Origin of the sequence: Asticcacaulis excentricus CB 48, assembly GCF_000175215.2 — a bacterium.
Lineage (GTDB): Bacteria > Pseudomonadota > Alphaproteobacteria > Caulobacterales > Caulobacteraceae > Asticcacaulis > Asticcacaulis excentricus.
The window spans coordinates 240273-265824 of record NC_014816.1 but is presented as its reverse complement, the minus strand read 5'-3'; the positions used below and the strand labels follow the sequence as shown (position 1 = coordinate 265824).

Annotated in this window: 24 protein-coding genes; 4 read left to right on the top strand and 20 right to left on the bottom strand. The window is 59.7% G+C overall.

The features are described 5' to 3' along the window. Positions 1-2 precede the first annotated feature (2 nt). On the top strand, positions 3-2030 hold the full coding sequence (locus tag ASTEX_RS01195; protein ID WP_013477778.1) for an O-linked N-acetylglucosamine transferase, SPINDLY family protein: 2028 nt from the start codon (positions 3-5) through the stop codon (positions 2028-2030). Beyond that, positions 2027-3013 carry a UDP-glucuronic acid decarboxylase family protein gene (locus ASTEX_RS01190; RefSeq protein ID WP_013477777.1) on the top strand — a complete coding sequence of 329 codons (987 nt, stop codon included), beginning with the start codon at positions 2027-2029 and terminating at the stop codon, positions 3011-3013. The genes ASTEX_RS01195 and ASTEX_RS01190 overlap by 4 nt, the downstream gene beginning before the upstream one ends. Positions 3014-3394: 381 nt before the next feature. Here ASTEX_RS01190 and lpdA read toward each other — a convergent pair whose 3' ends face one another. The 10 genes from lpdA to ASTEX_RS01140 all read right to left on the bottom strand — a co-directional run bounded on the left by lpdA (position 3395) and on the right by ASTEX_RS01140 (position 16994). Further along, positions 3395-4804: a dihydrolipoyl dehydrogenase gene (gene lpdA, locus ASTEX_RS01185; RefSeq protein WP_013477776.1), complete on the bottom strand. Its 1410-nt coding sequence runs from the start codon at positions 4802-4804 to the stop codon at positions 3395-3397. A 98-nt stretch (positions 4805-4902) separates the two neighbouring features. Further along, the gene (locus tag ASTEX_RS01180) at positions 4903-5454 is read right to left on the bottom strand and encodes a hypothetical protein (protein WP_013477775.1); all 552 of its coding nucleotides are present in this window, start codon (positions 5452-5454) and stop codon (positions 4903-4905) included. A gap of 58 nt (positions 5455-5512) precedes the next feature. Beyond that, complete coding sequence (locus ASTEX_RS01175) at positions 5513-6397, bottom strand: hypothetical protein (protein ID WP_013477774.1); 885 nt, start codon at positions 6395-6397, stop codon at positions 5513-5515. Positions 6398-6562: 165 nt separating this feature from the next. After that, positions 6563-7753 carry a patatin-like phospholipase family protein gene (locus ASTEX_RS01170; RefSeq protein ID WP_013477773.1) on the bottom strand — a complete coding sequence of 397 codons (1191 nt, stop codon included), beginning with the start codon at positions 7751-7753 and terminating at the stop codon, positions 6563-6565. Between the two features lie 94 nt (positions 7754-7847). Continuing rightward, positions 7848-9386, bottom strand: a complete 1539-nt coding sequence (gene odhB / locus ASTEX_RS01165; RefSeq protein WP_013477772.1) for a 2-oxoglutarate dehydrogenase complex dihydrolipoyllysine-residue succinyltransferase — start codon at positions 9384-9386, stop codon at positions 7848-7850. Between the two features lie 117 nt (positions 9387-9503). Then, a complete protein-coding gene (locus ASTEX_RS01160) occupies positions 9504-12485 on the bottom strand; it encodes a 2-oxoglutarate dehydrogenase E1 component (protein WP_013477771.1) in 2982 nt (993 codons plus the stop codon). Between the two features lie 295 nt (positions 12486-12780). Continuing rightward, the gene (gene sucD / locus ASTEX_RS01155) at positions 12781-13665 is read right to left on the bottom strand and encodes a succinate--CoA ligase subunit alpha (RefSeq protein WP_013477770.1); all 885 of its coding nucleotides are present in this window, start codon (positions 13663-13665) and stop codon (positions 12781-12783) included. 10 nt (positions 13666-13675) lie between these two features. Then, a complete protein-coding gene (sucC, locus tag ASTEX_RS01150) occupies positions 13676-14878 on the bottom strand; it encodes an ADP-forming succinate--CoA ligase subunit beta (RefSeq protein WP_041658401.1) in 1203 nt (400 codons plus the stop codon). 194 nt (positions 14879-15072) lie between these two features. Continuing rightward, positions 15073-16353 carry a spinster family MFS transporter gene (locus ASTEX_RS01145; RefSeq protein WP_013477768.1) on the bottom strand — a complete coding sequence of 427 codons (1281 nt, stop codon included), beginning with the start codon at positions 16351-16353 and terminating at the stop codon, positions 15073-15075. 80 nt (positions 16354-16433) lie between these two features. After that, positions 16434-16994, bottom strand: coding sequence for a DUF2306 domain-containing protein (locus tag ASTEX_RS01140; protein WP_013477767.1), 561 nt, complete (start codon positions 16992-16994; stop codon positions 16434-16436). An 82-nt stretch (positions 16995-17076) separates the two neighbouring features. Here ASTEX_RS01140 and ASTEX_RS01135 point away from each other — a divergent pair, with 82 nt between their 5' ends. Then, on the top strand, positions 17077-17934 hold the full coding sequence (locus tag ASTEX_RS01135) for a LytTR family DNA-binding domain-containing protein (protein ID WP_013477766.1): 858 nt from the start codon (positions 17077-17079) through the stop codon (positions 17932-17934). A 4-nt stretch (positions 17935-17938) separates the two neighbouring features. On the opposite strand, the gene ASTEX_RS01130 is transcribed toward ASTEX_RS01135, so the two are convergent. The 9 genes from ASTEX_RS01130 to ASTEX_RS01090 all read right to left on the bottom strand — a co-directional run bounded on the left by ASTEX_RS01130 (position 17939) and on the right by ASTEX_RS01090 (position 24093). Further along, a complete protein-coding gene (locus ASTEX_RS01130; protein ID WP_013477765.1) occupies positions 17939-18421 on the bottom strand; it encodes an SRPBCC family protein in 483 nt (160 codons plus the stop codon). Between the two features lie 11 nt (positions 18422-18432). Then, the gene (locus tag ASTEX_RS01125) at positions 18433-19128 is read right to left on the bottom strand and encodes a YceI family protein (protein ID WP_013477764.1); all 696 of its coding nucleotides are present in this window, start codon (positions 19126-19128) and stop codon (positions 18433-18435) included. A 7-nt stretch (positions 19129-19135) separates the two neighbouring features. Continuing rightward, on the bottom strand, positions 19136-19624 hold the full coding sequence (locus ASTEX_RS01120; RefSeq protein WP_013477763.1) for an SRPBCC family protein: 489 nt from the start codon (positions 19622-19624) through the stop codon (positions 19136-19138). An 89-nt stretch (positions 19625-19713) separates the two neighbouring features. Beyond that, complete coding sequence (locus tag ASTEX_RS01115) at positions 19714-20151, bottom strand: VOC family protein (RefSeq protein WP_013477762.1); 438 nt, start codon at positions 20149-20151, stop codon at positions 19714-19716. A 22-nt stretch (positions 20152-20173) separates the two neighbouring features. Continuing rightward, the gene (locus ASTEX_RS01110) at positions 20174-20707 is read right to left on the bottom strand and encodes an SRPBCC family protein (protein WP_013477761.1); all 534 of its coding nucleotides are present in this window, start codon (positions 20705-20707) and stop codon (positions 20174-20176) included. A gap of 8 nt (positions 20708-20715) precedes the next feature. After that, positions 20716-21666 (bottom strand): SRPBCC family protein, encoded by a 951-nt coding sequence (locus ASTEX_RS19130; protein ID WP_013477760.1) that lies wholly within the window; start codon positions 21664-21666, stop codon positions 20716-20718. Then, positions 21663-22061 carry an ArsR/SmtB family transcription factor gene (locus tag ASTEX_RS01100; RefSeq protein WP_013477759.1) on the bottom strand — a complete coding sequence of 133 codons (399 nt, stop codon included), beginning with the start codon at positions 22059-22061 and terminating at the stop codon, positions 21663-21665. Before ASTEX_RS01100 ends, ASTEX_RS19130 begins: the two co-directional genes overlap by 4 nt. Before the next feature lie 58 nt (positions 22062-22119). Further along, on the bottom strand, positions 22120-22842 hold the full coding sequence (locus ASTEX_RS01095; RefSeq protein ID WP_013477758.1) for a M48 family metallopeptidase: 723 nt from the start codon (positions 22840-22842) through the stop codon (positions 22120-22122). Next, the gene (locus ASTEX_RS01090) at positions 22843-24093 is read right to left on the bottom strand and encodes a polyhydroxyalkanoate depolymerase (RefSeq protein WP_013477757.1); all 1251 of its coding nucleotides are present in this window, start codon (positions 24091-24093) and stop codon (positions 22843-22845) included. A 175-nt stretch (positions 24094-24268) separates the two neighbouring features. On the opposite strand from ASTEX_RS01090, the gene ASTEX_RS01085 reads away from it, so the two are divergent. Beyond that, the gene (locus ASTEX_RS01085) at positions 24269-24859 is read left to right on the top strand and encodes a YdeI/OmpD-associated family protein (protein ID WP_013477756.1); all 591 of its coding nucleotides are present in this window, start codon (positions 24269-24271) and stop codon (positions 24857-24859) included. A gap of 7 nt (positions 24860-24866) precedes the next feature. On the opposite strand, the gene ASTEX_RS01080 is transcribed toward ASTEX_RS01085, so the two are convergent. Then, positions 24867-25478 (bottom strand): SCO family protein, encoded by a 612-nt coding sequence (locus ASTEX_RS01080; RefSeq protein ID WP_013477755.1) that lies wholly within the window; start codon positions 25476-25478, stop codon positions 24867-24869. Positions 25479-25552: the final 74 nt, after the last annotated feature.

The window sequence follows — 25552 nt, the reverse complement described above, 5'->3', positions numbered from 1 at the left end:
CGATGCCAGATACCTCCCCTTCGATCTGCGGCGATTCATCCGCTGCCGCCTCGACGAATAAGCTCAGCGTGATCGAGCTGATAAACAGATCTGAGAATCTGAAAATCCGCGGCGACCTCAATGGTGCCATCGCCCTTTACGAGGATTTCATCAGCCATAGCTGTGGCGAGTCATTGCTATATGCCGTTCTGTTCAACCTGGGAGTGCTCCTGACTGATACAGGGGCTTTTGATCGAGCGCGTGACGTCTTTCTCCAGGCCATAGCCTTCAACCCTGACTTCATGCCGAGTTACATCAATCTGGGCCGCGTCAATGAACGGCTGGGCCGCGCCGACCTGGCGGTAGGCAACTGGGCGGATTTAACCGGACGGCTTGCCAGTGTTACCGGGCAAAATCTTAGCCACAAGGTAATGGCGCTAAACCAGACTGCGCGTGTTCTGGAGGCTGCCCACCAGGACGAGGCCTGCGAATCGAGCCTGCGGCAGAGTCTTGAGCTTGATCCCACCCAGCGTGAAGCCACCCAGCACCTGATTGCCGCACGTCAACGACAATGCGCCTGGCCAATCGTTGAACCCTTTGAGCGCATGAGCCGCGAGGGGCTTCTAAAGGGCATGTCCCCCCTCTCTATGACCGCTTTCGTCGATGACCCCCTGCTGCAGTTGGCGCTCAATTGTCATTATAACCGACTCGATGTTGGTCGACCTGAACATGGCCCCCTAACCCGGCATTTCATGGCGCGTCAGCCTCGCCGAGACGGACGGCTGCGCATAGGCTATCTCTCATCAGACTTCCGCGAGCACGCCATAGGTCACTTGCTTTTCGAGGTACCAGGCCTGCATGACCGCACCAAGGTCGAAGTCTTCGCCTATTACTGCGGCATTCCAGCCGAATCCGACCCCGTACACCAGCATTACCGGGCGAAGTTTGACCACTTCACCAACATAAGTGACCTGGATGACGCTGCGGCAGCTCAGCGCATAAGCGATGACGGCATTCAGATCCTGATAGACGTCAATGGATACACACGCGATGCTCGACTGAAGCTTTTGGCCATGCGCCCTGCACCGGTCATCGTCAACTGGCTAGGCTTCCCCGGTTCCATGGGCAGCCCCTATCACCACTACATCATTGCCGATGAGTGGATCATCCCCGACGATCACGAGCTCTATTACTCTGAGACTGTGCAGCGTCTGCCCTGCTACCAGCCGAACAATCGCCTACGCCTCGTCGCCGAGCCCCCTCCGACCCGCGCCGAAGCAGGCCTACCCGACAAGGCCTTCGTCTTTTGCTGCTTCAACGGCACGCATAAGATCACACGTCGGACGTTTGATCGCTGGCTTGCGGTACTTGACCGGGTTGCGGGGAGCGTATTGTGGCTTCTGAGTGGATCAAACTCATCACATCTGCGCCTCAAAGCCTACGCGCAGGCCCGAGGCATTGATCCGTCCCGGCTGATCTTTGCCGAAAAACTGGCCAACCCAGCCCATCTGGCACGCTATCCTCTGGCCGATCTGTTCCTCGACACCAGCCCCTATGGCGCACATACCACCTGCTCGGACGCCCTATGGATGGGGGTGCCGGTCCTGACCCTGAGCGGCCGCTCTTTTGCCTCAAGAGTGTGCGGTTCACTACTACGGGCGGCGGGTCTGCCAGAACTCGTAACGACGCGGCCGGAGGATTTTGTCGACATGGCCGTCTCTTTGGGCCGCGACAGCGACAGGCTGATTTCCTTGCGCCAAAGACTGACCGAGGAGCGCGACAGGTGCACGCTGTTCAACATGGAAGGGCTTGTAAAAGGCCTCGAGACGCTTTTTGCCCGCATGTGGGGCGCTTATCTTGACGGCCAATTACCCCGTCCGGACCTCACCAATCTGGAAGCGTGTCTCGACATGGTTTCGTCCCTTGATCAAGAGATGACCGACACAGCCTATGATGATGATTACGAAGCGATCTGGCGCGAACGTTTCGCCCTCTATGATTCGCACCGCCCACTACCTTTCGACCAGCGCGTGTGGAGGGCACCTTTATGAAACGCATTCTCGTAGCCGGCGGCGCCGGATTTCTTGGCTCCCACCTTTGCGAACGCCTCATTGCACGTGGCGACGAAGTGCTATGCGTTGACAACATACACACCGGACAAAAGCGCAACATTCACCACCTTACGGACCTCAAGCGGTTCGAGTTCATACGCCATGACGTGACGTTTCCGCTATATCTGGAGGTAGATGAAATCTATAACTTGGCCTGTCCAGCGTCTCCCATCCATTATCAAATGGATCCCGTGCAGACGACCAAGACTTCGGTCATCGGCGCCATCAACCTGCTGGGCCTGGCAAAGCGCACCCGCGCCAAAATCCTACAGGCATCGACCAGCGAAGTTTATGGTGATCCCGAGGTCCATCCACAAGCAGAGTCCTATTTCGGGCGTGTCAATCCTGCCGGTCCACGCGCATGTTACGACGAAGGCAAGCGATGCGCGGAGACCCTATTTTTTGACTATCAACGTCAGCATGGAGTGGATGTCCGCGTTATGCGGATTTTCAATACCTATGGCCCCCGCATGCACCCGAACGATGGGCGAGTTGTATCGAATTTTATTGTGCAGGCCCTGAGAGGGGAGCCCCTGACCCTCTATGGCACGGGCGAACAAACCCGCAGCTTTTGCTTTGTCGACGACTTAATCAGCGCCATGATTTCATTCATGGACATCAAAGGCACCGTCACTGAGCCTGTGAACTTCGGCAATCCGCAGGAGTTTTCCATGCGTGAGCTCGCACAAGAGGTAAAACGACTTACGGGTTCAGACAGCCAGGTTGTTATGCTGCCTGCACCAGTGGATGACCCTGGTCGACGCCGGCCCGATATCAAAAGGGCCACCGCTCTTACAGGTTGGGAGCCCACAACGCCTTTGTCGCAGGGTCTTGAAAAAACCATTCGGTTCTTCCGACAGATCCTATCTATGCCTTCACATGAAACGGCCTTGCCGGAGTTTTTCGAGGAAGCAGCCAGCTGATACACGATGCCAGCGACTGCGTCTTGAAGGCACTTCACAGCAATGGGATCAAGGCCGCTATCGCTCCAAATCAAGCCGGAAACAGCAATGCCTCTATGATGAGGAGCTCTAAAAACCATGCCGCCTCGTCGAAAATTTCTACCTAACACTCGAAAATTTCAAACCATCGCGACGAGATGCGAGAAAAACCATCAGAACCTTCGTCGATGCCTTTTTCATCGCGGGGCCTATGCTGGGCTTCATTGACAGCAGCCTCTAGAAATAGACAGGCACGCTCGCCGAAGTCGTCTCTTTCAAAGAAAAACCCCTTCAGCCATGCCGAAAGGGTTTTCCTTTTAAGAGCGCTTTTCTGGGATTACTGACCCGGATCCCGCTGAGCGTTTACGCCTGCATCGTCCAGCCTTCGACGCCCATCGCCGCCTGACGCACCGCTTCCGAACGGGTCGGGTGCGGGTGACAGATGCGCGCGAGGTCTTCCGAAGCGCCACCGAAAGCCATCAATACACAGGCTTCGCCAATCATTTCACCAGCTTGCGGACCCATGATGTGCACGCCATAGACGCGGTCGGTCTTGGCATCCGCCAGGAACTTCACGAAACCATCGGTCTCATGATTGATCTTGGCGCGGCTGTTGGCCATGAACGGGAACTTGCCGACCTTGTACTGCACCCCGGCCGCCTTGAGCTGATCTTCGGTTTTGCCGACCCAGGCCACTTCCGGGAAAGTATAGACGACCGAGGGGACCAGATCGTAATCGACGTGACCGGCCTTACCGGCGATCAGCTCGATGGCCGCCACAGCGTCTTCTTCGGCCTTGTGCGCCAGCATCGGGCCGGTGATCACGTCACCGATAGCCCATACGCCCGGTGCCGCAGTCTTGAAATGGTTGGTCGGGATGAAGCCGCGCTGGTCGGTAGTGATGCCCACGCTTTCGAGGCCCAGGCCCTGCGTGAACGGACGGCGACCAATGGCGACCAGCACCACATCGGCTTCGAGGGTTTCAGGATTACCCCCCTTGGCGGCTTCCAGCGACAGGGTGACGCCGTTCGCGCCCGTCTTGGCGGCGGTGACCTTGGTGCCCAGCTTGAAGGTAAAGCCCTGCTTGCTAAGAATTTTCTGGAAGCCGGTGGCGACTTCGGTATCCATGCCCGGCGTGATGCGGTCGAGGAATTCCACCACCGTCACCTTGGCACCGAGGCGACGCCACACCGAACCGAGTTCGAGGCCGATTATGCCTGCACCTACAACGACGAGGTGCTTCGGCACTGCCGGCAGCGACAGTGCACCGGTCGAGTCTACAATCTGCTTTTGATCAACGCTAACACCCGGCAGCGGAGTCGGCTCAGAGCCCGTGGCGATGACGATGTTTTTGGTCGTCAGCTGCTGGACTGAACCGTCCTGCGCCGTGACCGACACCTTGCCCTGACCTTCGATCTTGCCGAAGCCGACGAAGTAGGTGACCTTGTTCTTCTTCATCAGGAATTCGATGCCCTTGGTCAGGGCGGTCACGCTGTCCTGCTTTGCCTTCATCATCTGAACGAGGTTGAGCGTCGGCGCAGGGACTTCGATACCTATGGTCTTGAATTCGTGCTGAGCGGCTTCGAAGAGTTCAGAAGCGTGCAGCAAAGCCTTAGAGGGCATACAGCCGACGTTCAGGCAGGTCCCGCCTAGAACGCCGCGCGATTCAACGATGGCGGTCTTAAGACCCAGTTGACCGGCGCGGATAGCGGCATTGTAGCCGCCGGGGCCGCCCCCAATGATGACGACGTCGAAGCTTTGGTCCTGAGACATGGCGATGGCCCTTAATTTAGCGCATAAGACTTCCTGCCCTGCCGTAAAATTCCACGCGGCGGGGGTCAAGCCCTATGTGGGTATTTTGAGGTGAAACGCTAGTTTTCGTAAGCGAGATGGCGCTTTGGCAACGGACGGCCGCGCGCCATCAGGATAATGAAGCCCAGCACCATGGCGACCAGAGTCAGCGTATAGCGCGGGTCCCAGCCAGAGAGGATTTCGAGGATACGGTCAAACAGGCCCGATCCCGCCTCGCCTTTGGTCAGAAAGGTTAGCACCACATCGGCGACAAAAGCCGCTCCATAGGCAAGGGCCGCACGCACATTGCCCTTGGCAAATAGAAACGCCGCGATCAGATAAAAGACGATCACCCCGCCCCACAGCCAGATGACAGGTTTGTTATCCGTCTCGATGGCCGCCACGGCGGTTTCGCCTTGAATAGAGTCAGCAGGCACGGCCGTCACATCGGCTCCGTAGGAGTCATCGGCGTTCAGAATACTAGCGCCGCCGACATGCGTTTCGGCATCAGCCTGCCTCATAGAGACCTGCGGTTCATAGCTGGGGCTCAAAGCCGATTTGATGACCGGAAAAGCGATCCAGCCAACATAGGCAACGACAATCAGGGCGATAAACCAACGCACGTACTTCATAGACAGGCGCTCCGCATAACAGGGTTAACGCTGTTTTAACCCATGTGGCGGGTCTTGCCTACGGCTTATTCGCCGGAGAGGGGGTGTCCTCTTCGCCGATCGCCGCGGCGGCCAATGTCGAATCCGCCTTCAGCTTTTCCAGCCCCCCCATATTACGATCGGCGTAGGTCAGGACTTGGTTATAGAAATCGCGCGAGCCACAGGCCTGCGGTCCCTGACGGTTGGCGTCCTTGTAGAGCATCAGCGCCGTATCATAGGTTTGCTTATAGGCCGCGGCCGTCAGGTGCGGTGTCTCCGAGGCTGGAATGGCGAGAACGCGCTTCATGCGTTGCGCCGTGCGGGCATAGATGACGCAGGACTGCGACGCATAGACCATGTAGCGGTTCAGCACCTTGTCACCTTTCAGCGTATAATCTTCCTTGCTGAACTGGTTATCCACGCCGCCGCCGCCGGTGAAGAAGGCTGAGCCCCCGCTGCCCGACATACCATCCATTCCCGGCAGCGGGATTTCACGCATCATGGCCAGGGTTTGCGGCCGTCCCAGCTCACGCGCCACCATGATCCAGAAATCCGGCTGCCCCAGAAGGACCTCTTCACGGCCATCCAGCTTGATGTTGTCGGACTTACGGATGTACATGTTCAGGAAGTCCTGAAACACATTCTGGATGCGCGATTTTTGCAAGCTGGTGAGGCTGACCGGTTCGCGCCCCATCTCCAGCGCCAGCCCGTAAGACAGCACGTATTCCGCTTTCAGCTCCGTCGCCTTATCGGCCATGTCGGCCATATCTCCGGTCATGGCGCGCTGAATGTGCGGCCAGGCCTTGCGCGACGCGGCGGAGTTAAAGGTCCCCGACTTGCTGTTGGTGGCGGCCTGCGCGACCGGGGACAACAGCAGACAAAAAGCGGCAGTTGCGGTCACAGCCGCGCGGAACAGTACAGACATGAAGACTCCCCCTGACAGGAATAATTATATTTGTTTTTATTAAAGCGCATTCTGGAAAGTGTGCAACGGTTTTCGGAATTAAATGCGCGCCACAACAAAATACCAGAGCTGGATTTCGATTCGACCTGAACGAAATCCGCTCTAAAACAAGATTGCATGCCCGGTTCAATTCGCTGGTGCGTCTGACTTCCACAGCTTCTCCGACGCCCCCAACTGATAGCCGTAATAGAAGACGCGGCGCATAGAGTCCTTTTCAAAGGCCAGAAGTCCCCCTTCGATAAACTCGTCCGGCAGGGACACTTCGGACACCTCCATCTGGCTGCGTTGGGCGAAGGCATAGAGGCTGATCAGGGTGCCGCGCGCCTGCGCCTTGGTCAGGGTGTCGAGCGAGCGGCCCATGATTTCCAGCGCGTTGTAAGGAGTGATGTCGGGCTGCGGCGTAATCTTGCCATTAATGATGACGTAGATGTGGCCGCCGCTGATCAGACCTTTGGGTACGGTCCAGTTCATCATCGACTCGGGCAGGATAAAGAAGGGCAAGGTCACGCCGCCATCGACGTGCATTTCCTGAAACGGGCGCGGACCGGTGGGCACGCCGTGCCCGCCTGACACCGGTTCGACCGTGATCATCACCGGTGCGAAGGCGGCCGGTACCGAAGACGAGGCGACCAGCACCTGACGGATCAGGTCGATGGCCTCGCGCATCTTGCCGGCTGAGCCGTCGCGAGCGGCAATGGCCGAGATTTCCCCCAGATCCCACAGCACGCCCGTTTGGGCATCTAGATTGGTCGTGCCGACCAGCAAGCGCCGCCCTTTGAGGTGTTCGCGGGCAATATCGCGCACCATAGTCTCATCTACATAGGTGCTGACCAGCGCGTACAGGGCTTTGGAATCCAGCACGCCCGGCGTGAACAGCGACAACAGGCCACGCGATTTGGTCAGACTGTCGGCCACGCCGCTGGTATAAGCGTCTTTCAGCTTCTCGTCATAGGCGGGACCCAGATAGGCGAAGGGCGCGATCAGAGCCCCCGTTGAAACCCCGGTGACCATGCGAAACTGCGGGCGGTCGCCGCGCTTGCTCCATCCGGCCAGAACTCCGGCCCCGAAGGCACCGTCTGCGCCGCCGCCGGACAGGGCCAGCACGTCGAAGCGCTGCATCCCATTCAGTTGCATGTCCTTGCGGGCATCGGCTTCGAGACGAGCGGGAATATTGGGATCGGTAGCCGAAAAGCGCACATTGCGAAACCCCACCGGCTGATAGTCCGCGGCGCGCGGGTACTCCGTCTCGGTGCGCTGGAGCGTCAGACAGCCGCTCAGGCTAAAGGCCATAACGATCAGGACAAGACGTTTCAGCATGGGACTTCCCTGTGGATAAATCGCGGCTCTAAGTAAAAAAAAGCCGTCCCGTGGAACGGAACGGCTTTCCAATAGGTCAGGTCACGATGCGAAATTACACATCGAGGACGAAACGTTGCGGGTCTTCCAAACCTTCCTTGACGCGGACGAGGAAGGTCACGGCTTCCTTGCCGTCCACGATGCGGTGATCGTAAGACAGGGCCAGGTACATCATCGGACGGGCGACGATCTGACCGTTGACGACCATCGGGCGTTCCTTGATGGCGTGCATTCCAAGAATACCGACCTGCGGCATGTTGAGGATAGGCGTAGACATCAGCGAGCCATAGATGCCGCCATTGGTGATGGTGAAGGTGCCGCCTTGAAGCTGATCCAGCGACAGGGTGCCGTCACGTGCCTGCTTGCCCAGCGCGGCGATGCCCTTTTCGATACCCGCCAGCGACAGGTCATCGACATTACGCAAGACCGGCACGACCAGACCCTTTTCCGTGCCCACGGCGACGCCGAGGTCGTAGTGGTTCTTATAGATGATGTCCGTGCCTTCGATTTCGGCGTTGAGCGCCGGAATGTCCTTCAGGGCGGCGACGACGGCCTTGGCGAAGAAGGACATAAAGCCCAGCTTCACACCGTGACGCTTTTCAAAGACGTCCTTATAGGCGTTGCGCAGGCTCATCACGGTGGACATGTCCACTTCGTTGAAGGTGGTGAGCTGAGCCGCGGTGTTTTGCGACTCCTTCAGGCGGCGGGCAATGGTCTGACGCAGGCGGGTCATCTTCACGCGCTCTTCACGCGGGCCGACTTCGCGCGGGGCGACCGGAGCCGAAGGCGCAGCGGCCACCGGGGCGACAGCGACCGCCGAGGGCGTGGACAAGGCGGCGAGGGCGTCGCCCTTGGTGATGCGGCCGTCTTTGCCGGTGCCGGCGATACCGGCAGTGCTCAGGCCGGTTTCGGAAACGATACGCTGAACGGCAGGCGACAGGTGCTCAGAGGCCTTTTGCGGGGCCGAAGCGGGAGCAGCCACCGGAGCCGGAGCGGCGGCGGGGGCAGCGGCCACCGAACCCGCCGAAGCGCCGGCGGCGATACGGGCAATGACCTGACCCGGCGTGACAGTCGCGCCGTCTGCGGCGACGATTTCGGCGATCACGCCATCGGCCGGCGAGGCCACTTCGACAGCAACCTTATCGGTTTCGATTTCGACGAGAATTTCGTCCTTCTTCACCACTTCGCCGACCTTTTTGGCCCAGCGCGAGATGGCGCCTTCGGCCACCGACTCGCCCATCACCGGGGTCTTGACGTCGAGCAGGGCACCACCCGCCGCAGCCGGAGCGGCAGCCGGAGTAGCTGCGGGCGCCGGGGTCGCGGCAGGCGCAGCCGCCGGGGCGGAAGCGACCGCAGCACCGGCAGCGCCGATACGGCCCAGCACGGCACCGGGGGTGACGGTATCGCCTTCACCGGCGAGTATTTCGGTCAGGGTGCCGTCAGCGGGGGCGGCCACTTCGAGCGAGACCTTATCGGTTTCCAACTCGACGAGGATTTCGTCCTTCTTCACGGCGTCGCCGGGCTTCTTGGTCCACTTGGCAATGGTGGCCTCGGAAACGGACTCGCCGAGGACGGGGGTAAGGATGTCGGCCATGGATATAGGCTCCGATTTTATCTTTAATTCAGGGGGTGAAGGGCGCGCTCAGCGTTCAATGGCAGCGCCCTTCATTGGGACGGGTTTAAGGAAACTTCGTTCAGACGGCCTGCGCGGTTACGCGAAGGCCTCGTTCAGGAAGGTTTCCAGCTCTTTCAAGTGGCGGCTCATGACACCGGCAGCGGTCGAGGCCGAGGCCGGGCGACCGACATAGCGGGCGCGCTTAGCCTTGATCTTCAGCTTGTCGAGCGTCAGTTCAAGCCACGGATCGACGAACGACCAGCCGCCCATATTCTTCGGTTCTTCCTGACACCACACCAGTTCGGCGTTTTTGAAGCGACCCAGTTCGGTGAGCAGGGACTTCATCGGCCACGGATAGAACTGCTCCAGACGCATCAGATAGACGTCCTTGATGCCCTTCTTTTCGCGCTCATCCAGCAGGTCGTAATAGACCTTACCGGAGCAGAGCACGACACGACGGATCTTGTCATCGGCCACCAGCTTGACGCCGGCCACATCTGGACGGCGCTCGGCGTCGTCGTGCAGCACGCGGTGGAAGGACGAGCCTTCCGAGATGTCGGTCAGGGTCGAAACCGCTTTCTTGTGACGCAGAAGCGACTTCGGCGTCATGATGATCAGCGGTTTGCGGAACGGACGGTGGATCTGACGGCGCAGGATGTGGAAGTAGTTGGCCGGCGTCGTGCAGTTGGCGACCTGCATATTGTCTTCGGCACACAGTTGCAGGAAGCGTTCGAGACGCGCCGAGGAGTGTTCGGGGCCCTGACCTTCGTAACCGTGCGGCAGCAGCATGACGAGGCCCGACATACGCAGCCACTTGCGTTCGCCCGACGAGATGAACTGGTCAATAACGACCTGAGCCCCGTTGACGAAGTCGCCGAACTGACCTTCCCACATGACAAGCGTGTTGGGATCGGCCAGCGAATAGCCGTATTCGAAGCCCAGCACCGCTTCTTCCGACAGGGCCGAGTCGATCACTTCGTAATGAGCCTGACCTTCGCGCAGATGGTTGAGCGGGAAGTAACGCTCTTCCGTGCGCTGATCGATAAAGGCTGAGTGCCGTTGCGAGAAAGTACCGCGGATTGAATCCTGACCCGACAGGCGCACGTCAAAACCTTCGTCGAGCAAAGAGCCGAAGGCCAGATGCTCAGCCAGCGCCCAGTCGATATTTTCGCCACTGTCGATCGCCTGACGGCGACCTTCGATGACGCGGCGCAGCGTCTTGTGCGCCTCGATCGCGTTGGGGATGGTGGTGATCTTGCGACCGATTTCTTCCAGCTTGGCGCGCGGCACCGAGGTGAAACCGCGGCGCTCATCATCTTCAGGCAGGCCGAGGCCCGACCACTTGCCGTCGAGCCAGTCCGCCTTGGTCGCCTTGTATTCCTTGCCCGCCTCAAACTCAGCGTTTAGGAAAGCGTCAAATTCGGCGATCCAGCCGTCGATTTCGGCCTGCGTGGCCACGCCTTCGGCGATCAGCCGCTGACCGTACAGTTCGCGCGTGGACGGATGGTCCTTGATCTTGGCGTACATGATCGGCTGCGTGAACGTCGGATCATCGCCTTCGTTGTGACCGAAGCGGCGATAACAGAACATGTCAATCACCACGTCCTTGGCAAACTTCTGCCGGAACTCGGTGGCAACCTTGGCGCAATAGACCACGGCTTCGGGATCGTCGCCGTTACAGTGCAGGATCGGGGCCTGCGCGCCCAGCGCCTGATCCGACGGATAGGGCGAGGAGCGCGAGAATCTGGGCGCCGTCGTGAAGCCGATTTGGTTGTTGACGATGATGTGCAACGTGCCGCCGGTCTTGTACCCCTTCAGCCCCATCAGGGCGAAGCATTCGGCCACCACGCCCTGACCCGCAAAGGCGGCATCGCCGTGCAGGATAAGCGGGATGGTCTGACTGCGGTCGAGCTGACCGTCGCCCTTGGCCTTGATGTGCGCCGCCTGCTTGGCGCGGGCCTTGCCCAGGACCACCGGGTTGACGATTTCAAGGTGCGACGGGTTGGCCGTCAAAGACAGGTGAACATTGTTGCCGTCAAAGGCGCGGTCAGAAGACGCCCCCATGTGGTATTTCACGTCGCCGGTCGAGTCGATGTCGAGCGGCACGGTCGAACCGCCCTGGAATTCGTGGAACAAGGCGCGATAGGGCTTGCCCATCACGGCCGTCAGCACATTGAGGCGGCCGCGGTGCGGCATCCCCAGAATGAGGTCCTTCACGCCCAGGTTGCCGCCGCGCTTGATGATCTGCTCCATGGCCGGGATCAGGGCTTCACCGCCGTCGAGGCCGAAGCGCTTGGTGCCGGGGAAGCGACGGTGCAGGAAGCGTTCGAGGCCTTCGGTCTCGATCAGCTTCTTGAGGATGGCGATCTTGCCTTCCTTGGTGAAGGTGATTTCCTTGTCGCGGCCTTCGATGCGCTCCTGAATCCACGCCTTTTCCGCTGTGTCGTAGATGTGCATGTACTGCACGCCGACATTGGCGCAGTAGGTGCGGCGCAGGATCTGGATGATTTCTTTCAGCGTCGCGGTTTCGAGACCCAGAACGCCGTCGATGAAGATCGGGCGGTCCATGTCGGCGGCGCTAAAGCCCCAGTGTTCCGGCAGCAGTTCCGGATTCTCACCCTTCGGCTCCAGACCCAGCGGGTCGAGATTGGCCTGAAGGTGACCACGGATGCGGTAGGCACGGATAAGCATCAGGGCGCGTACGGAATCACGCGCCGCGTTTTGCAGATCTGCGGCAGAGGCAGGTGCGGCCTTACCGGCGGCACTATCCTTGGCGTTCTTTTCGGCGATACCCTTGGCAGCCTTGGCTTCGACGGCAGGCCAGAACCCGTCCAGCGCCGAGGTCAGCTCATCGCGCTTCTCCACGACGGGGCGCGCCCAGCCGCCCACCGAGGCGTTCTGCGCCACGTTGGTCGGGTTGTCCATAAGCTGATCGAAGAAGGCCCGCCAGGCCGGAGTGACAGAGCTCGGGTCCTTTGCCCACTGCTCCTGAATCTGTTCGATGAACAGGGCGTTGCCGCCATAAAGGAACGAGGTTTCCGCGAAAACCTGGTTCAGCCGACCGGAATCGTCCGCCATTCTATACCTTGCGAGACGGCCAACTACGACACCGTCTCCCTTTCGTACTTGGGTTGAGGCGGCCAATAACGACACCGCCTGACAGGAAGGTCTATACTCTCTTTGAGAGGTATTGAGAACCTCTTAAGCCGGAAAAATCGTATACGATTTATCAGACAAAATGTTAGCGCTCACATTATGCGTCCGTCACGCCTCGGCGGCAACAAAAAAGCGCGCAGCCTGGAGGCTACGCGCTTTTCGTGACGAGTATATGGCGGTCAGCCCTCCTCCTAATTTCAGGAAGAGGATTAGACGATTAACCCTTCAGAACGCTGAGCAGGGTTTCGCCGAGCGCCGCCGGAGACGGCGACACCTTGATGCCCGCCGCTTCCATGGCCGCGATCTTGTCTTCCGCGCCGCCTTTGCCGCCGGAGATGATGGCACCGGCGTGGCCCATCCGGCGGCCCGGAGGTGCCGTGCGGCCAGCGATGAAGCCGGCCATTGGCTTTTTACGGCCGCGCTTGGCTTCGTCGATCAGGAACTGAGCAGCGTCTTCTTCCGCAGAGCCGCCGATTTCACCGATCATGATGATCGACTTGGTTTCGTCATCCGCCAGGAACATTTCCAGCACGTCGATGAACTCGGTGCCCTTGACCGGGTCACCACCGATACCGACGGCAGTCGTTTGGCCCAGACCGGCATTGGTCGTCTGGAACACGGCCTCATAGGTGAGCGTGCCCGAACGCGAGACCACGCCGACCGAACCCTTGGAGAAGATGTTGCCCGGCATGATGCCGATCTTGCACTCGTTCGGGGTCAGGACGCCGGGGCAGTTCGGCCCGATCAGGCGCGACTTGGAACCCGACAGGGCGCGCTTCACCTTCACCATGTCCAGAACCGGAATGCCCTCGGTGATGCAGACGATCAGCGGGATTTCGGCTTCGATGGCTTCCAGGATGGCGTCAGCCGCGAAGGGCGGCGGCACGTAGATGGCCGAGGCGTCGGCACCCGTGCGCTCCTTGGCTTCAGCCACGGAATCGAACACCGGCAGGCCGATATGGGTGGTGCCGCCCTTGCCGGGGGTCACGCCGCCAACGACCTTGGTGCCGTAGGCGATAGCCTGTTCGGAATGGAAGGTGCCCTGCGCGCCGGTGAAGCCCTGCGTGATGACCTTGGTTTGCGAATTGATCAGTACAGACATTGCTCTAACCTTAGCCCTTCACAGCCTTGACGATCTTGGCGGCCGCATCGGCCAGATCGTCGGCGGCGATCACGTTCAGGCCGCTTTCGTTGATGATTTTCTTGCCGAGTTCGACATTGGTGCCTTCGAGGCGCACCACCAGAGGCACCTTCAGGCCGACTTCCTTCACCGCGGCGATAACGCCCGTGGCGATGATGTCGCACTTCATGATGCCACCGAAGATGTTGACCAGAATGCCCTTCACCTTGGGGTCCGAGGTGATGATCTTGAAGGCCGCCGTCACCTTTTCAGTGGTCGCGCCGCCGCCAACGTCGAGGAAGTTGGCGGGCTCTGAACCATAGAGCTTGATGATGTCGAGCGTGGCCATGGCCAGACCCGCGCCGTTGACCATGCAGCCGATTTCGCCGTCAAGGGCGATATAGGAGAGGTCGAACTTCGAGGCTTCAATTTCCTTGGCGTCTTCTTCGCTCAGGTCGCGCAGGGCCTGAATATCCGGATGACGGAACAGCGAGTTGGAATCGAACGACACCTTGGCGTCGAGCACCAGAAGCTGGTCGTCGCCCGTGATGATCAGCGGGTTGATTTCCAGCATGTCCATGTCTTTGGCATTGAACGCCGCATACAGTTGCTGAAGCAGCTTGAAGCCCTGCTTGGCCAGATCACCCTTCAGACCCAGAGCATGCGCCAGAGTACGGCCGTGCACGGGGAAGACACCGGTGGCCGGATCGATGGTGAAGGAGTGGATCTTTTCCGGAGTCGAATGGGCGACTTCTTCGATGTCCATACCGCCTTCGGTCGAGGCGACGACCGAGATACGTGACGAGACGCGGTCAACGAGGAGCGACAGATACAGCTCCTTTTTGATGTCCGCACCTTCTTCGATGTACAGGCGATTGACCTGCTTGCCCGCCGGACCCGTTTGATGGGTCACGAGCACGCGGCCCAGCATTTCGTCGGCATTGGCTTCGACGTCAGCCGGCGACTTGACGACGCGCACGCCGCCCTTGGCGTCCGGCCCCAGGCCTTCGAAACGGCCTTTACCACGGCCACCGGCGTGGATTTGCGACTTAACGACCCACACCTTGGTGGAATCGTCCTTCAGGTTCTTGGCGGCCTCAAGGGCTTCCTTGGGCGAAAAGGCGGGATAGCCGCGCGGAACGGCGACGCCGAACTCCTTGAGTACGGCCTTGGCTTGATGCTCGTGAATGTTCATGGAACCGGTCTTATCAAATGGGATGCCGGCCCGTGTTAGCGGTACCAGCGAGGAAATACAAGCCGTGCGGCGCACAGCTCGGCGACCTTGGGGGCACGGACGTCTTTGCCCGCGCCGACGGGGTGGGGTTATAAAGACCCGTCCGGCGTTGTGCAACCGCAAGATCGCTGATTTTTGCCGTGGTCGGGACCGGCTCAGACGGAAATCGGGGCCGTTTTCCAGTCTCGCTTAAGGGTAAGCGCTGTCATAAGAAAGCACCCGGCCCCCAGCGCGTAAAAAACAAGGCCGCCGGTCACAGCCATTTTCAACGCATTTGCCGCATAATTATATGATAAATAATCCGAAATCGCGCCCATAGTCCACGAGCCGAAGCCAAGGCCGATGATATTGGTGACGAACAGAAATAGAGCCGAAGCCAAGGCGCGGTCCTGTGGTTCGACCACGTGGTGCAGGCTGGCGATCACCGGCCCCATCCACACCAGACCCAGCGCCTGAGCCAGGATCAGCAAAGCAAACCCTGCCGCCGTATCGAAGGCGAGGCCCGGCATCAGCAGAACCAAGCCGTAGGCCGGGATGCACAGAAGATAGGCTACTGCGGGCACCAGCGCGAAAGCACGCGGCGACTTTGCGCCTAAACGATCCGCGACAAAGCCGCCGCCCAGAATACCCACCGCGCCCCCAATCAGCACGATCAGGCCAAAGCTGAAAGAGGCGGACATCAAGGTCGCCTTGAACGAGCGCATAAACACCGAGGGCAGCCAAAACATCAGGCCATAGCCAATCACGGAGGACAGCGAAGCGCCAAGTGAAATCAGCCATAGCGAGCGATTGCGTATCAGGCGGCGCAGTCGGTCCACCGCCGGGACGGTATCTGTTTGCGTCTGACCATCATGACGGCGCGTGCCGAAGAAAAACAGCGGCGCAAACACGACACCCGCCAATCCAATGGTGACGAAGGCGTGCCGCCAGTCGAAGGTCGCCGCCAAAAGCCCGCCAAACATGATGCCCAGACCTGACCCCAGTGGCACGCCCAGAGAAAAGACGGCCATGGCTCTGGCGCGTTGGGCAGGCGGATAGAGATCGCTGATTAAACTTTGCGACGGGGCGACGCCGCCCGCTTCGCCGACGCCGACGCCGAACCGTCCCAGCGCCAGCGTAATCCAGGAATTGGCCAGACCACAGGCCGCCGTTGCTGCACTCCACACAATCAGGGCCGCCGTGATCAGCCGCACCCGCCCGACCCTCTGCGCGATCATTGCCGCCGGAATACCGAGAAGGGTATAGACAAAAGCAAAGGCAAAACCGCCCAGCCAGCCCAGTTGCGCATCACTCAGATTCAGTTCGGCCTTGATCGGCTGAGCGAGGATGGAGAGGATCTGGCGGTCGACAAAATTAAAAACATAAACGATCAGCAGTAGAACCAGACAGATGTGGGTTTTCCATCCCGGATGGGCCGGTTGGGTCTGATCGGTCATAGTGTGGGTCCCGCCAAATTACGAAACCAAACCTAGCACGCCGTTTTGAAAATCCAAACGCTTATGGCGGGTTTTTCCGGTTATCCGAAAAAGACGTGCCAAAGCAGGCGGCCGGGCATGAAGGCAAACAGGCCCGCAACAACCAGTCCACCCATGAACAGGCCTGAAGCCATATTGCGGTGCCGTATGATGTTCTTGGTGCGCGCCGCATAGAGGATCATCGGCGCGACCACCACCGTCCAACCCGACAGGATATGGATAAAACTGAACATGCCATGGTTGAGCCCGCGCAGCCAGAAGCTCGATATGGCCGCCGTCAGCATGAGCGCCAGCCAGATATAGCCCAGCAAACGGTGCGGCGTGCGCCCTTTAGGTCCCAGAAGCTGATAAAGACCAATAACAAAGGCCGTAAACGCCGCGCTCAGATGGATTTGCGTCGCCAATGACGACTCGGCAATGGCGCGCAGGTTCGGAGCATGCAGATGGGCCCCCTCGATAACCTGGACAAAGGCGGTGAAATCACCGCCGGAAGCAAGGGTGCTTATCAGGATGAGTCCACCCGTCAGAATCAGGGCGCTGATGAATTTCCAAACAAAAGAATAGGCCGAACGCGGCTTTGAGGCGGCTTGAGGGGCAGACATCGGGGGTTTCCGTGAAAATTGACTTGTGCGGGGTGACCGCTTCACGGCAATTAGATAGCGCTTATCGGCTATGGGGAGACGGATGCGCGAACAGAAGGCGTTACTGCGCGAAAGGACGGGATCGACCGTTCACGCTTCGCCAAATGCAAAACCCGGCTGGTCGGAAACGATGTCAGGCGTCGGGCGCATCCTGATCGCTTCACTGGGCATGGCGCTGTTCCTCAGCCTGATTAACGCCTTCAACACAGGCCAGATTCCCTTCGTCATGCGCTTCGTCTATTGGTCCGCATTGATGCTGGCCGGGTCACTGGTGGCGGTAGGCGTTGATCGCTTCGGGATGCAGGTCATCCGCCACCGTCTGCACCTGGAAGGGCGCCCGTGGCTGTACGGCATCGTGCTGACCGTACTCCTGACGCCGTCCATCTCGCTGGCTGTGTGGGCCATCACCCCCCTGTTCGGCCATATGCGCTGGGACATCGCGCTCTACCCGCGCTTCTTCGTTCCGGTTGGCGTGATCTCTGCCGCCATGACGACGCTGAATGTGCTGAGCAACCGTGAACCGCAGCAAAGCCATGCCTTTGCGGCACCCCCGCCCACCGAGTCCGTAAGCCAGGCTGACCCGGCGCGCGTCGCCTTTCGTGAGCGCTTACCGTTTAAGCATCAGAAGGCCGAGATCTATGCCCTATCGGCCGAGGACCATTATCTGCGCGTGCATACCAGCGCGGGAAGCACGCTGATCCTGATGAGGCTTTACGACGCAATCCGCGAACTCGAAGGGATCGAAGGCTCGCAGACGCACCGTTCATGGTGGGTGGCCCGCGACGCCATCGAAGATATCCGCCGGCAGGATGGGCGCGTCAGCCTCACCCTGCGCGGCGATATCGAAGCCCCGGTCAGCCGCTCCTATCAGAAGGTGCTAAAGGCCGACGGGTGGATTTAGGCTGTTATTGTCTGTTCAGCCACGCTTCCAGCATATCGAGCAGGGCATTGGTTCCGGCCTCGCGACCCGCAATGTGGTCGCAGCCGTCGAGGAAGGCCAACTGCTCGGTCAGGCTGAGCCGTGAACCGGTCGCGGTAGTGCAGAATTCCAGCGTCAGCAATGAAGCCGTGAGCAGGGTGTCCCCCACATGCATGGTGAAGCTGGAGATGATGCGCGCTGCCTTGCCTTGAGACCCGTCTTCGGGCGGCACAATATCATGAAAAACGGCCGACATGATGTGACGCGGCTGGCCCTTGGGCCCGCCACTACTGCGCTCAAACCCACCGACGCGGAAATCAAGTTCATGCGGGTCGCTTTCCCAGTCGGGCGGACCCGTAAACCACTGGGCCTTGGCCACCGGGTCCGACCACGCCTTGAAGACGGTCTCGACGGGAAAGGCCAGGTCGCGCTTCAGGTACATGGTGTGCGGCGTCATTGAACGGGTCATGGTGCGTCCTCCTATTTGGCCTTGAGCGGCGGGCCGGAAAATTCGGCGTCAATGACGACGCCCACCGTGTCGCCTACGCCCATGTTGCTGCCGGGTTCCGGAATGCCAAAGGCCATGCCGAAGTCCGAACGCTTGATCTCGCCCTTGACCGAAAAACCGATACGGGCATTGGGGTCATAGGGGGCAAACCCTGGATAGCCACCATTGAGTACGGCATCGAGCACCACGGGCTTGGTGACACCGCGCAGGGTCAGGTCACCGTAAATCTTGGCCGAAAAGTCGCCGGTTTTTTCGATCTTCGTAGACACAAAGGTCATTTGCGGATGCGCCGCCGCATCGAACCACTGCGCCGACATCAGGCTGTCGTGGAAGCCCTTGGGCGGGGTGGGTAGATCGAGAGACTTGACATCAACCGTGGCGTGGAGTTTGGCCGCCTCCGGGTGAGCCGGGTCGATCTCCAGCGTCGCATCGAAACGGTCGAAGCCCGCCGTATATGTCGAAAAGCCGAGATGGCTGACCGTGAAGGTCAGGCTGGCGTGCGAGGCATCGAGTGTATAGGTGCCAGCTGGAAAATCCTTGGACACTGGCGTAGCGGGGGCGGGTTTGGGAGCCGAAGCGTCGTGCGTTGTCTCCGCCGGCGGCTGCGAACAGGCCGCCAGTCCGGCGCTCATCACCAGAAGGCCGAAGGTAAAGGGCAAAAGGCGCATGGGTCACCTATGAATTTAAGGACTGGGCGAGGGCTTCGAGCTGATCAGTGGCGATGCCCCAACCTTCATGAAAGCCCATCTGTTCGTGCTGTTTGCGCGTTTCGACTGACCAGTGCAGGGCCTTAGCGAGATAGCGTGTGTGACCTTCGGGTGTGTCTTCCAGCGTGATGACAGCGGTCATGAAGGGGGCTTCCGAAGGCTCCCAAGCTTTCACATAGGCGTCGGTTAGGACCAACTTTTCGTTTTCGATCACTTCGAGATAGACGCCGCGATTGGGGACGATCTCGCCATTGGGTCCATGCATGACGAAGGCATTGCTGCCACCGGTGCGCACGTCCAGTTCGACCTGATCAATATACCATGGCTTGGGGCAGAACCATTCGGCCAGCAGCTGCGGGTCGGTCCAGCAGCGCCAGACAAGCTCGCGGGGGGCCTTCAACAGGCGCTCAAGCACCAGTTCACGTTCGGCCATCGGGGCAGCGGGTTGCGGGGTCATTATTCGTTTCCTTTGAGATTCAGGCACAGCGCCGCCCTTCCCTTCCGGGTCAGGGAAGGGCGGCAGGGATTCTTGTTTTGTGAGTGTTCTTATTGTGGGGTGTTGGCCGCCACGAAGGCTTCATCGGCCACCGTATTGATCATCCACGGCTGGCCATATTTGTCGATAAACATGCCGAACAGGGGCGACCAGAAGGTGGGCGCAAGCGGCATATTGACCGCCCTGGCATCCTGCGTCAGGCCGTCCCAGATGCGCTGCGTCTCTTCGACGGTCGGCGGCTGAATGGACACGCAGAAGCCGGACGGGTTGGCTGGCCCGTATTCCGGCGGGCAGTCCGCGCCCTGAATGATCCCGTCACCCGTGTTCAGCGTGGCGTGCATGACCCAATCCTTTAAAGCCGGATCAACGGGCATGTCGGGTGCCGCCGCAAACGGGAAGGTCATCAGTTCACCGCCCAGCACGGACTGATAAAAGGCGAAGGCTTCGGCGCATTGGCCATTGAAACTCAGATAGACATCAATACGCACGGCACGTTCTCCTCTGTGGGGTTTATCGGTTTTCTGTCATGGCTTTGAGGCGTGACAGGCCTTTTTCGAAATCGGCCCCGATCATCTTGTCCATGTTGAAGATCAGGCCGAACAGACGCGAGACAAAGGGGGATGGCCCATACATGGCCCAGGTCACAACAGTAGCGCCCTCTTGCGCATGCAAGGTGAATTCGGCGGTGTTGGTGGCGCGGATGGGTTTGATAAAGTCAAGCTGGATGACCAGCTTGCTCGGCATACGGGCTTCGATGATCGTCATGCGGCCTTCACCAGCCTTGGCATTATCCGACGCCCATTCATAGACAGACCCCGTGCCGGTGGCAGGACCGCTATAGGTACGACGCAACGCCGGGTCGATATCTTCCCACGGCGACCACGTCTGCCAGCGACGCAGATCCTCCAGTTCGGCATGGATAGCCTCCGGCGACGCCGCGATAGTCGTCGTGCGCTGAATTCGGAAGTGGTTGGGCCGCAAGGCTGCGACCAGCAACACCCCGGCAATAGCAAGGCCGACCATACCCAGAATAAACGTTAGCATAGGCCCCCTCAGAGTGTCCCGGTTTTCAGATAGGTATCCAGACGCACGAAGTTCTGTTCATTGGCCTGCGGAATGAAGGTCTTGAGCAGCTCCTCCTGTTCGGAGGGTGCAAAATCCATGCGCCAGATCATGTCAGTATGTTCGCCGTGTGGGATGAATTCGACCGACATACGAAACTGATGGGTCGGCTGAAGGTGGTCGAAGACGATGCGTTCATTCTCGACAATTTCGACAAAGCGCTTGTGATTGTCGTGATCGCGACCGTCCGGGCCGTGCATGATGATGCGGAATTCGCCGCCTTCGCGGAATTCAAACACCGGGATGGAGTTGGTAAAGCCGTCCGGTCCCCACCACTGCTTAAGGTGCTGCGGATCGGCAAACAACGCAAACAGGGCTTCAGGGGACGCGGCATAACGGTGCGAAGTGACGATCTCAAACCCGGCGGGTTGTTCCGACATCAAAGTCTCCATGCGTTCAAAGGCATCGGCCCAGCCGATGGCAAAACCCTGTTCAATGGCCGCGTCCTTGCGTTCCGGCGACAGAAGGCGCGCGTGCAGGGTCAGGCGTGTCCCCTCCCCCTCTTCCTTGAAGGTTAGGGTGACGCGCGATTCCGGCGGCAGGCCGGAACCGCATGGATGCACGTGCGGCATCCCCTCATAGACCAGCCGTTCCGGCGCAACGACTTCGACAAAGGTGCCTTCGCAGGGGCAGGGCGTGCCATCCGGGGCCGCCATGCCAAGGCGAAACCGGCCACCGGGACGCACATCCATCTCACAGGTGTCGTTGTGGAAACCGTGCGGGCCCCACCATTGGCGCACGTGCTCCGGATTCGTCCACATCTCCCAGACCAGAGCGCGAGGGGCCTTGAACGTGCGAAACATCACGATGTCGATTTCGCTGGGGAAGGTCACCTCGAAATCCGAAAGCATGGCCGAGCGGCGGGGGGCCAGGGTGATCATGTGCGGTCATCCTTCTGGGTATCATCGGGTTTGTCTTGGGCCACCGGCGGCGCAGGCGTATCGACGGCGGCCTGAAGCTGGGTCAGATAGGCCTCCAGCCGGTCAAGCCGCGCCTCCCACATGGCGCGATACTTGGCGAGCCACATATCGACCTCCTTTAGCGGTTCCGGTTCTAGTCGGCACGGCCGCCATTGTTTTTCACGGCCCCGGCTGATCAGCCCGGCCTTTTCCAGCACTTTCAGATGCTTGGACACCGCCGGCAGGCTCATGTCGAAAGGTTCCGCCAGATCATTGACCGTCGTTTCGCCCAGTGACAGCCGCGCCAGAATAGCCCGGCGCGTCGGATCGGCCAGGGCATTGAGGGTCACAGACAGGTGGTCGGGAGACGCGTGCATAAACTTAACCGAACTGTTAAATAACTTGTTGGTTAAGTACGCGTGTTATAATCCGAAGTCAAGCCCCATAGGCGAAGAGCTGAACGCCCTCGGTCTTAAGCCAGCGTCGGGCGGTGCGATAATCGCCATAAAGCCCTACGACCTCAGCCCAGAAGCGGTCGGAATGGTCGGGATGACGCAAATGCGCCGCTTCATGGGCGCAGACATAGGCAAAGACAGGCTCCGGCGCGAGGATAAGCCGCCAGCTCAGGCGGATGGCCTTGCGGCCAGGCGTGCAGGAGCCCCACCGGCCCTTGGCGTCGAACAGCGACACCTTCACATCCGCATAGCCGAGCCTTTGCGCATAGATCTCCGTATGGGTCTGGGCAAATTCCAGCGCCTCTTTGCGCAAAAAGCGCTCAATACGGCGGTGGAATGCCTCGCCCTCACCACCTGCGGTCAGGACCCCGCCTACCATGCGCGCGGCGGCCGCATTGCCTGAGTGGACCAGACGCAGCTGCGCCCCAAGATAGGGAATATCACTGTCGGGGGTGAATAACAGCCTGTCGGGCCGCGCCGCCTGATGCTCGCTAATCCACTGAGCGCGGCTAAGGGCGAAGTCGACGGCCTGCGCCAGATCCCGCGCACGTGGCGCGGTCACCACCGCCTCACCCGTCTTATTGTCTATGCGCAAAGAGATACGGCGGGCGCGGGCATTGACTTTCAGGCGCAGGCGGAAGTCACCGCAGTCAATGACCTGACCCGCCTCATAGGCTGGTTTTGCCCTTTTCAGTCCCAGCACTTAAAGTGCGGCCTCGCTGCGGGCGATGAAGTCGCGGATACGGGGATAGATTTCCTGACGGAAACGGCGACCATTGAACACGCCATAGTGGCCGGCGCCGGGCTGCACATAAAGCTCGCGCATCTCCTGCGGGATGTTCTTGCACATCTCATGGGCGGCCTGAGTCTGACCCACACCCGAAATGTCATCCTTCTCACCTTCGACGGTCATCAGGGCGATATCCGTCACGGCCTCAAGGCGGACCGGGCGGCCATGATGGATCAGCTCCCCCTTGGGCAGGGCGAACTTCTGAAACACCAGATCGATGGTTTGAAGATAGAATTCCTCAGTCAGGTCTAGCACCGACAGGTACTCATCGTAGAATTCGAGGTGCTTTTCGATGCCGTCGCCATCATCATCGACCAGCGAGTTGAAATAGGCCCAGTGGGCGTCCTTATGCCGTTCTTCGTTCATGCTCATGAAAGAATAGAGCTGCACAAAGCCCGGATAGACGCGACGGCCTACGCCCGGATAGGGTGGCGGCACGGTGTGGACCATGTTCGATTTGAACCAGGTGAACGGCTTTTCCTGCGCCAGATCATTGGTCACGGTCGGATTGTAGCGGGCGTCAATCGGCGAGCCCATAAAGGTCATGGAGGCTGGACGCAGCGGGTCCTTGTCTTCTGACATCAGGCAGGCGGCGGCCAGCACTGGGGGCCCCGGCTGACAGACGGCCACGACGTGCGCCCGCGCGCCGATGGCCCGCAACATGTCGCGCACATGGTCTATGAAGCTATAGAAGTCGAAACGCCCTTCCAGCACCGGCACCTGGCGTGCATTGACCCAATCGGTGACATAGACGTCGTGATCCAGCAGGAATTCCTGCACCGTACCTCGCAGCAAGGTGGCGTAGTGGCCCGACAGGGGGGCCACGACCAGCACGGCGGGGGCGGGCTTTTTGACCCCGGCACGCCGCAGATCAGTGGGGTCGCGCTGAAAACGGATCAGCTTGCACCACGGCGAGGCCCAGTCCTCAACCACCTGAACCCGCACCGACGTGCCGTTGATTTCGACATTGTCGAGACGCCAGTCGGGTTTGCCATAGCGACGGGTCACCGTGCTAAACAGCTCCGCCGACGCGTACATCTTGCGCCCGAATTCAGTATCGGAAATCGGGTTGGCCTTATTACCCCAGAAGTCGCGGCTGGCCTGCGCCACGGCGCGCCAGGGACCGGCGGAGTAGTAGGCCATCTCATGCAGCAGGTACAGCATTGCAAAAAACTCGTGTCGTCTGTCGTGATGACAAGGCTAACATAAGGATGCTGCCAAGAGGTTACGAGTCTTCTCTTCGCAGATGCGAAACAAAAAGCCGTGAAAGTGCACAGAGGTCCACCCTTGGGCCCGATTTGCGGTGATGCTATCTGTATTGAAACCGGGAGGCAACAGGATGGACAACGCACCCAACCCCAACGTGGACGCCTTTATGCAGCGCGCCGAGCGCTGGCGCGCTGAGTTTGACGCCTTGCGCGCCCTCCTGCGTCAGGCCCCGTTAGACGAAGACCTGAAATGGGGGCAGCCCTGCTATACGCTGGGCAAGGCCAATGTGGTGCTGATGCACGGCTTTAAGGACTATTGCGCCCTGTTATTTATGAAGGGCGCGCTGATGCCCGATCCACAAGGTCTTTTGATCCAGCAGACCGAGAATGTGCAGTCGGCGCGCCAGATTCGCTTTACCTGCCTTGATCAGATCACGGACAAGGCGGCGACGTTGAAGGCCTATATCGATGCCGCAATTACGGTGGAACGGGCCGGATTGAAGGTCGATTTTAAAAAGACCGAGGCCTTTGCGATGCCAGACGAGTTTCGCGCGCGTCTTGACGGCGATAGAGCACTCAAAGAGGCGTTCGTGCGCCTGACGCCGGGACGTCAGCGCGCTTATCTGCTGCATTTTTCCTCAGCCAAGCAGTCGAAAACGCGGGAAGCGCGCATCGAAAAGTGCCTCCCGCAGATAATGGATGGTCTGGGTCTGGATGACTAAAGGCTTTTCAGTATGCCTTCATCGCCTGACGGACCACCTCGGCGGCCTTTTCGGGCGGCAGGCCATGCGCCAGAGGCTCGGCGAATTCACCGCGCGGATTCATCAGATAGACCACCGAGGTATGGCTCATCGTGTAGTCCTTGCCTTCACCCTCCTTTTTGTAGGTGGCACGATAAGCGCGGGCGGCCGCCGCAATCTGTTCCGGCGTGCCGGTCAGACCTATGACGCCTTTGGGGAAGCCGCCGGAGTCCAGATAGGCCTTCATCACGCCGGGGGTGTCGCGTTCCGGATCGACCGTGATGAAGACGAATTGCAGGTTGTCACCGTCCTTACCCAGCTGTTTGCGCGTCTGATCGAGTGATTGCAGGGTCAGCGGGCAGATGTCGGGGCAGTAGGTGAAGCCAAAAAAGACCGCCGTCCATTTGCCTTTCAAAATCGCTTCCGTCTGCGGCTTGCCATACTGATCCGTCAGAGCGAACGGCCCGCCGATGCTGTAGGCCGAGTCGATACTGCGGCTCGCCACCGGCTTTTGCCCCAGCATCGAACTCCACATGGCGACCGCCAGCGCGCCGAGGCCGATCACCAATACCGCAATGATTGTCAGACGTGTGCGATTCATCCTATGCCTATCCTTAGTCTCAGATGCGCAAATGTGTCACATGGTCATGCGGCACAAAGGCGCATAAAGGGGCC

Coding starts and splice junctions, on each gene's coding strand:
- sucD (WP_013477770.1), bottom strand. CDS start 13,665: ATGTCTGTACTGATCAATTCGCAAACCAAGGTCATCACGCAGGGCTTC.
- lpdA (WP_013477776.1), bottom strand. CDS start 4,804: ATGTCTCAGGACCAAAGCTTCGACGTCGTCATCATTGGGGGCGGCCCC.
- odhB (WP_013477772.1), bottom strand. CDS start 9,386: ATGGCCGACATCCTTACCCCCGTCCTCGGCGAGTCCGTTTCCGAGGCC.
- ASTEX_RS01100 (WP_013477759.1), bottom strand. CDS start 22,061: ATGCACGCGTCTCCCGACCACCTGTCTGTGACCCTCAATGCCCTGGCC.
- ASTEX_RS01110 (WP_013477761.1), bottom strand. CDS start 20,707: ATGCTAACGTTTATTCTGGGTATGGTCGGCCTTGCTATTGCCGGGGTG.
- ASTEX_RS01175 (WP_013477774.1), bottom strand. CDS start 6,397: ATGTCTGTACTGTTCCGCGCGGCTGTGACCGCAACTGCCGCTTTTTGT.
- ASTEX_RS01085 (WP_013477756.1), top strand. CDS start 24,269: ATGGACAACGCACCCAACCCCAACGTGGACGCCTTTATGCAGCGCGCC.
- ASTEX_RS01130 (WP_013477765.1), bottom strand. CDS start 18,421: ATGACCCGTTCAATGACGCCGCACACCATGTACCTGAAGCGCGACCTG.
- ASTEX_RS01190 (WP_013477777.1), top strand. CDS start 2,027: ATGAAACGCATTCTCGTAGCCGGCGGCGCCGGATTTCTTGGCTCCCAC.
- ASTEX_RS01170 (WP_013477773.1), bottom strand. CDS start 7,753: ATGCTGAAACGTCTTGTCCTGATCGTTATGGCCTTTAGCCTGAGCGGC.
- ASTEX_RS01160 (WP_013477771.1), bottom strand. CDS start 12,485: ATGGCGGACGATTCCGGTCGGCTGAACCAGGTTTTCGCGGAAACCTCG.
- ASTEX_RS01140 (WP_013477767.1), bottom strand. CDS start 16,994: ATGTCTGCCCCTCAAGCCGCCTCAAAGCCGCGTTCGGCCTATTCTTTT.
- ASTEX_RS01180 (WP_013477775.1), bottom strand. CDS start 5,454: ATGAAGTACGTGCGTTGGTTTATCGCCCTGATTGTCGTTGCCTATGTT.
- ASTEX_RS01090 (WP_013477757.1), bottom strand. CDS start 24,093: ATGCTGTACCTGCTGCATGAGATGGCCTACTACTCCGCCGGTCCCTGG.
- ASTEX_RS01125 (WP_013477764.1), bottom strand. CDS start 19,128: ATGCGCCTTTTGCCCTTTACCTTCGGCCTTCTGGTGATGAGCGCCGGA.
- ASTEX_RS01120 (WP_013477763.1), bottom strand. CDS start 19,624: ATGACCCCGCAACCCGCTGCCCCGATGGCCGAACGTGAACTGGTGCTT.
- ASTEX_RS01080 (WP_013477755.1), bottom strand. CDS start 25,478: ATGAATCGCACACGTCTGACAATCATTGCGGTATTGGTGATCGGCCTC.
- ASTEX_RS19130 (WP_013477760.1), bottom strand. CDS start 21,666: ATGATCACCCTGGCCCCCCGCCGCTCGGCCATGCTTTCGGATTTCGAG.
- ASTEX_RS01135 (WP_013477766.1), top strand. CDS start 17,077: ATGCGCGAACAGAAGGCGTTACTGCGCGAAAGGACGGGATCGACCGTT.
- ASTEX_RS01195 (WP_013477778.1), top strand. CDS start 3: ATGCCAGATACCTCCCCTTCGATCTGCGGCGATTCATCCGCTGCCGCC.
- ASTEX_RS01145 (WP_013477768.1), bottom strand. CDS start 16,353: ATGACCGATCAGACCCAACCGGCCCATCCGGGATGGAAAACCCACATC.
- sucC (WP_041658401.1), bottom strand. CDS start 14,878: ATGAACATTCACGAGCATCAAGCCAAGGCCGTACTCAAGGAGTTCGGC.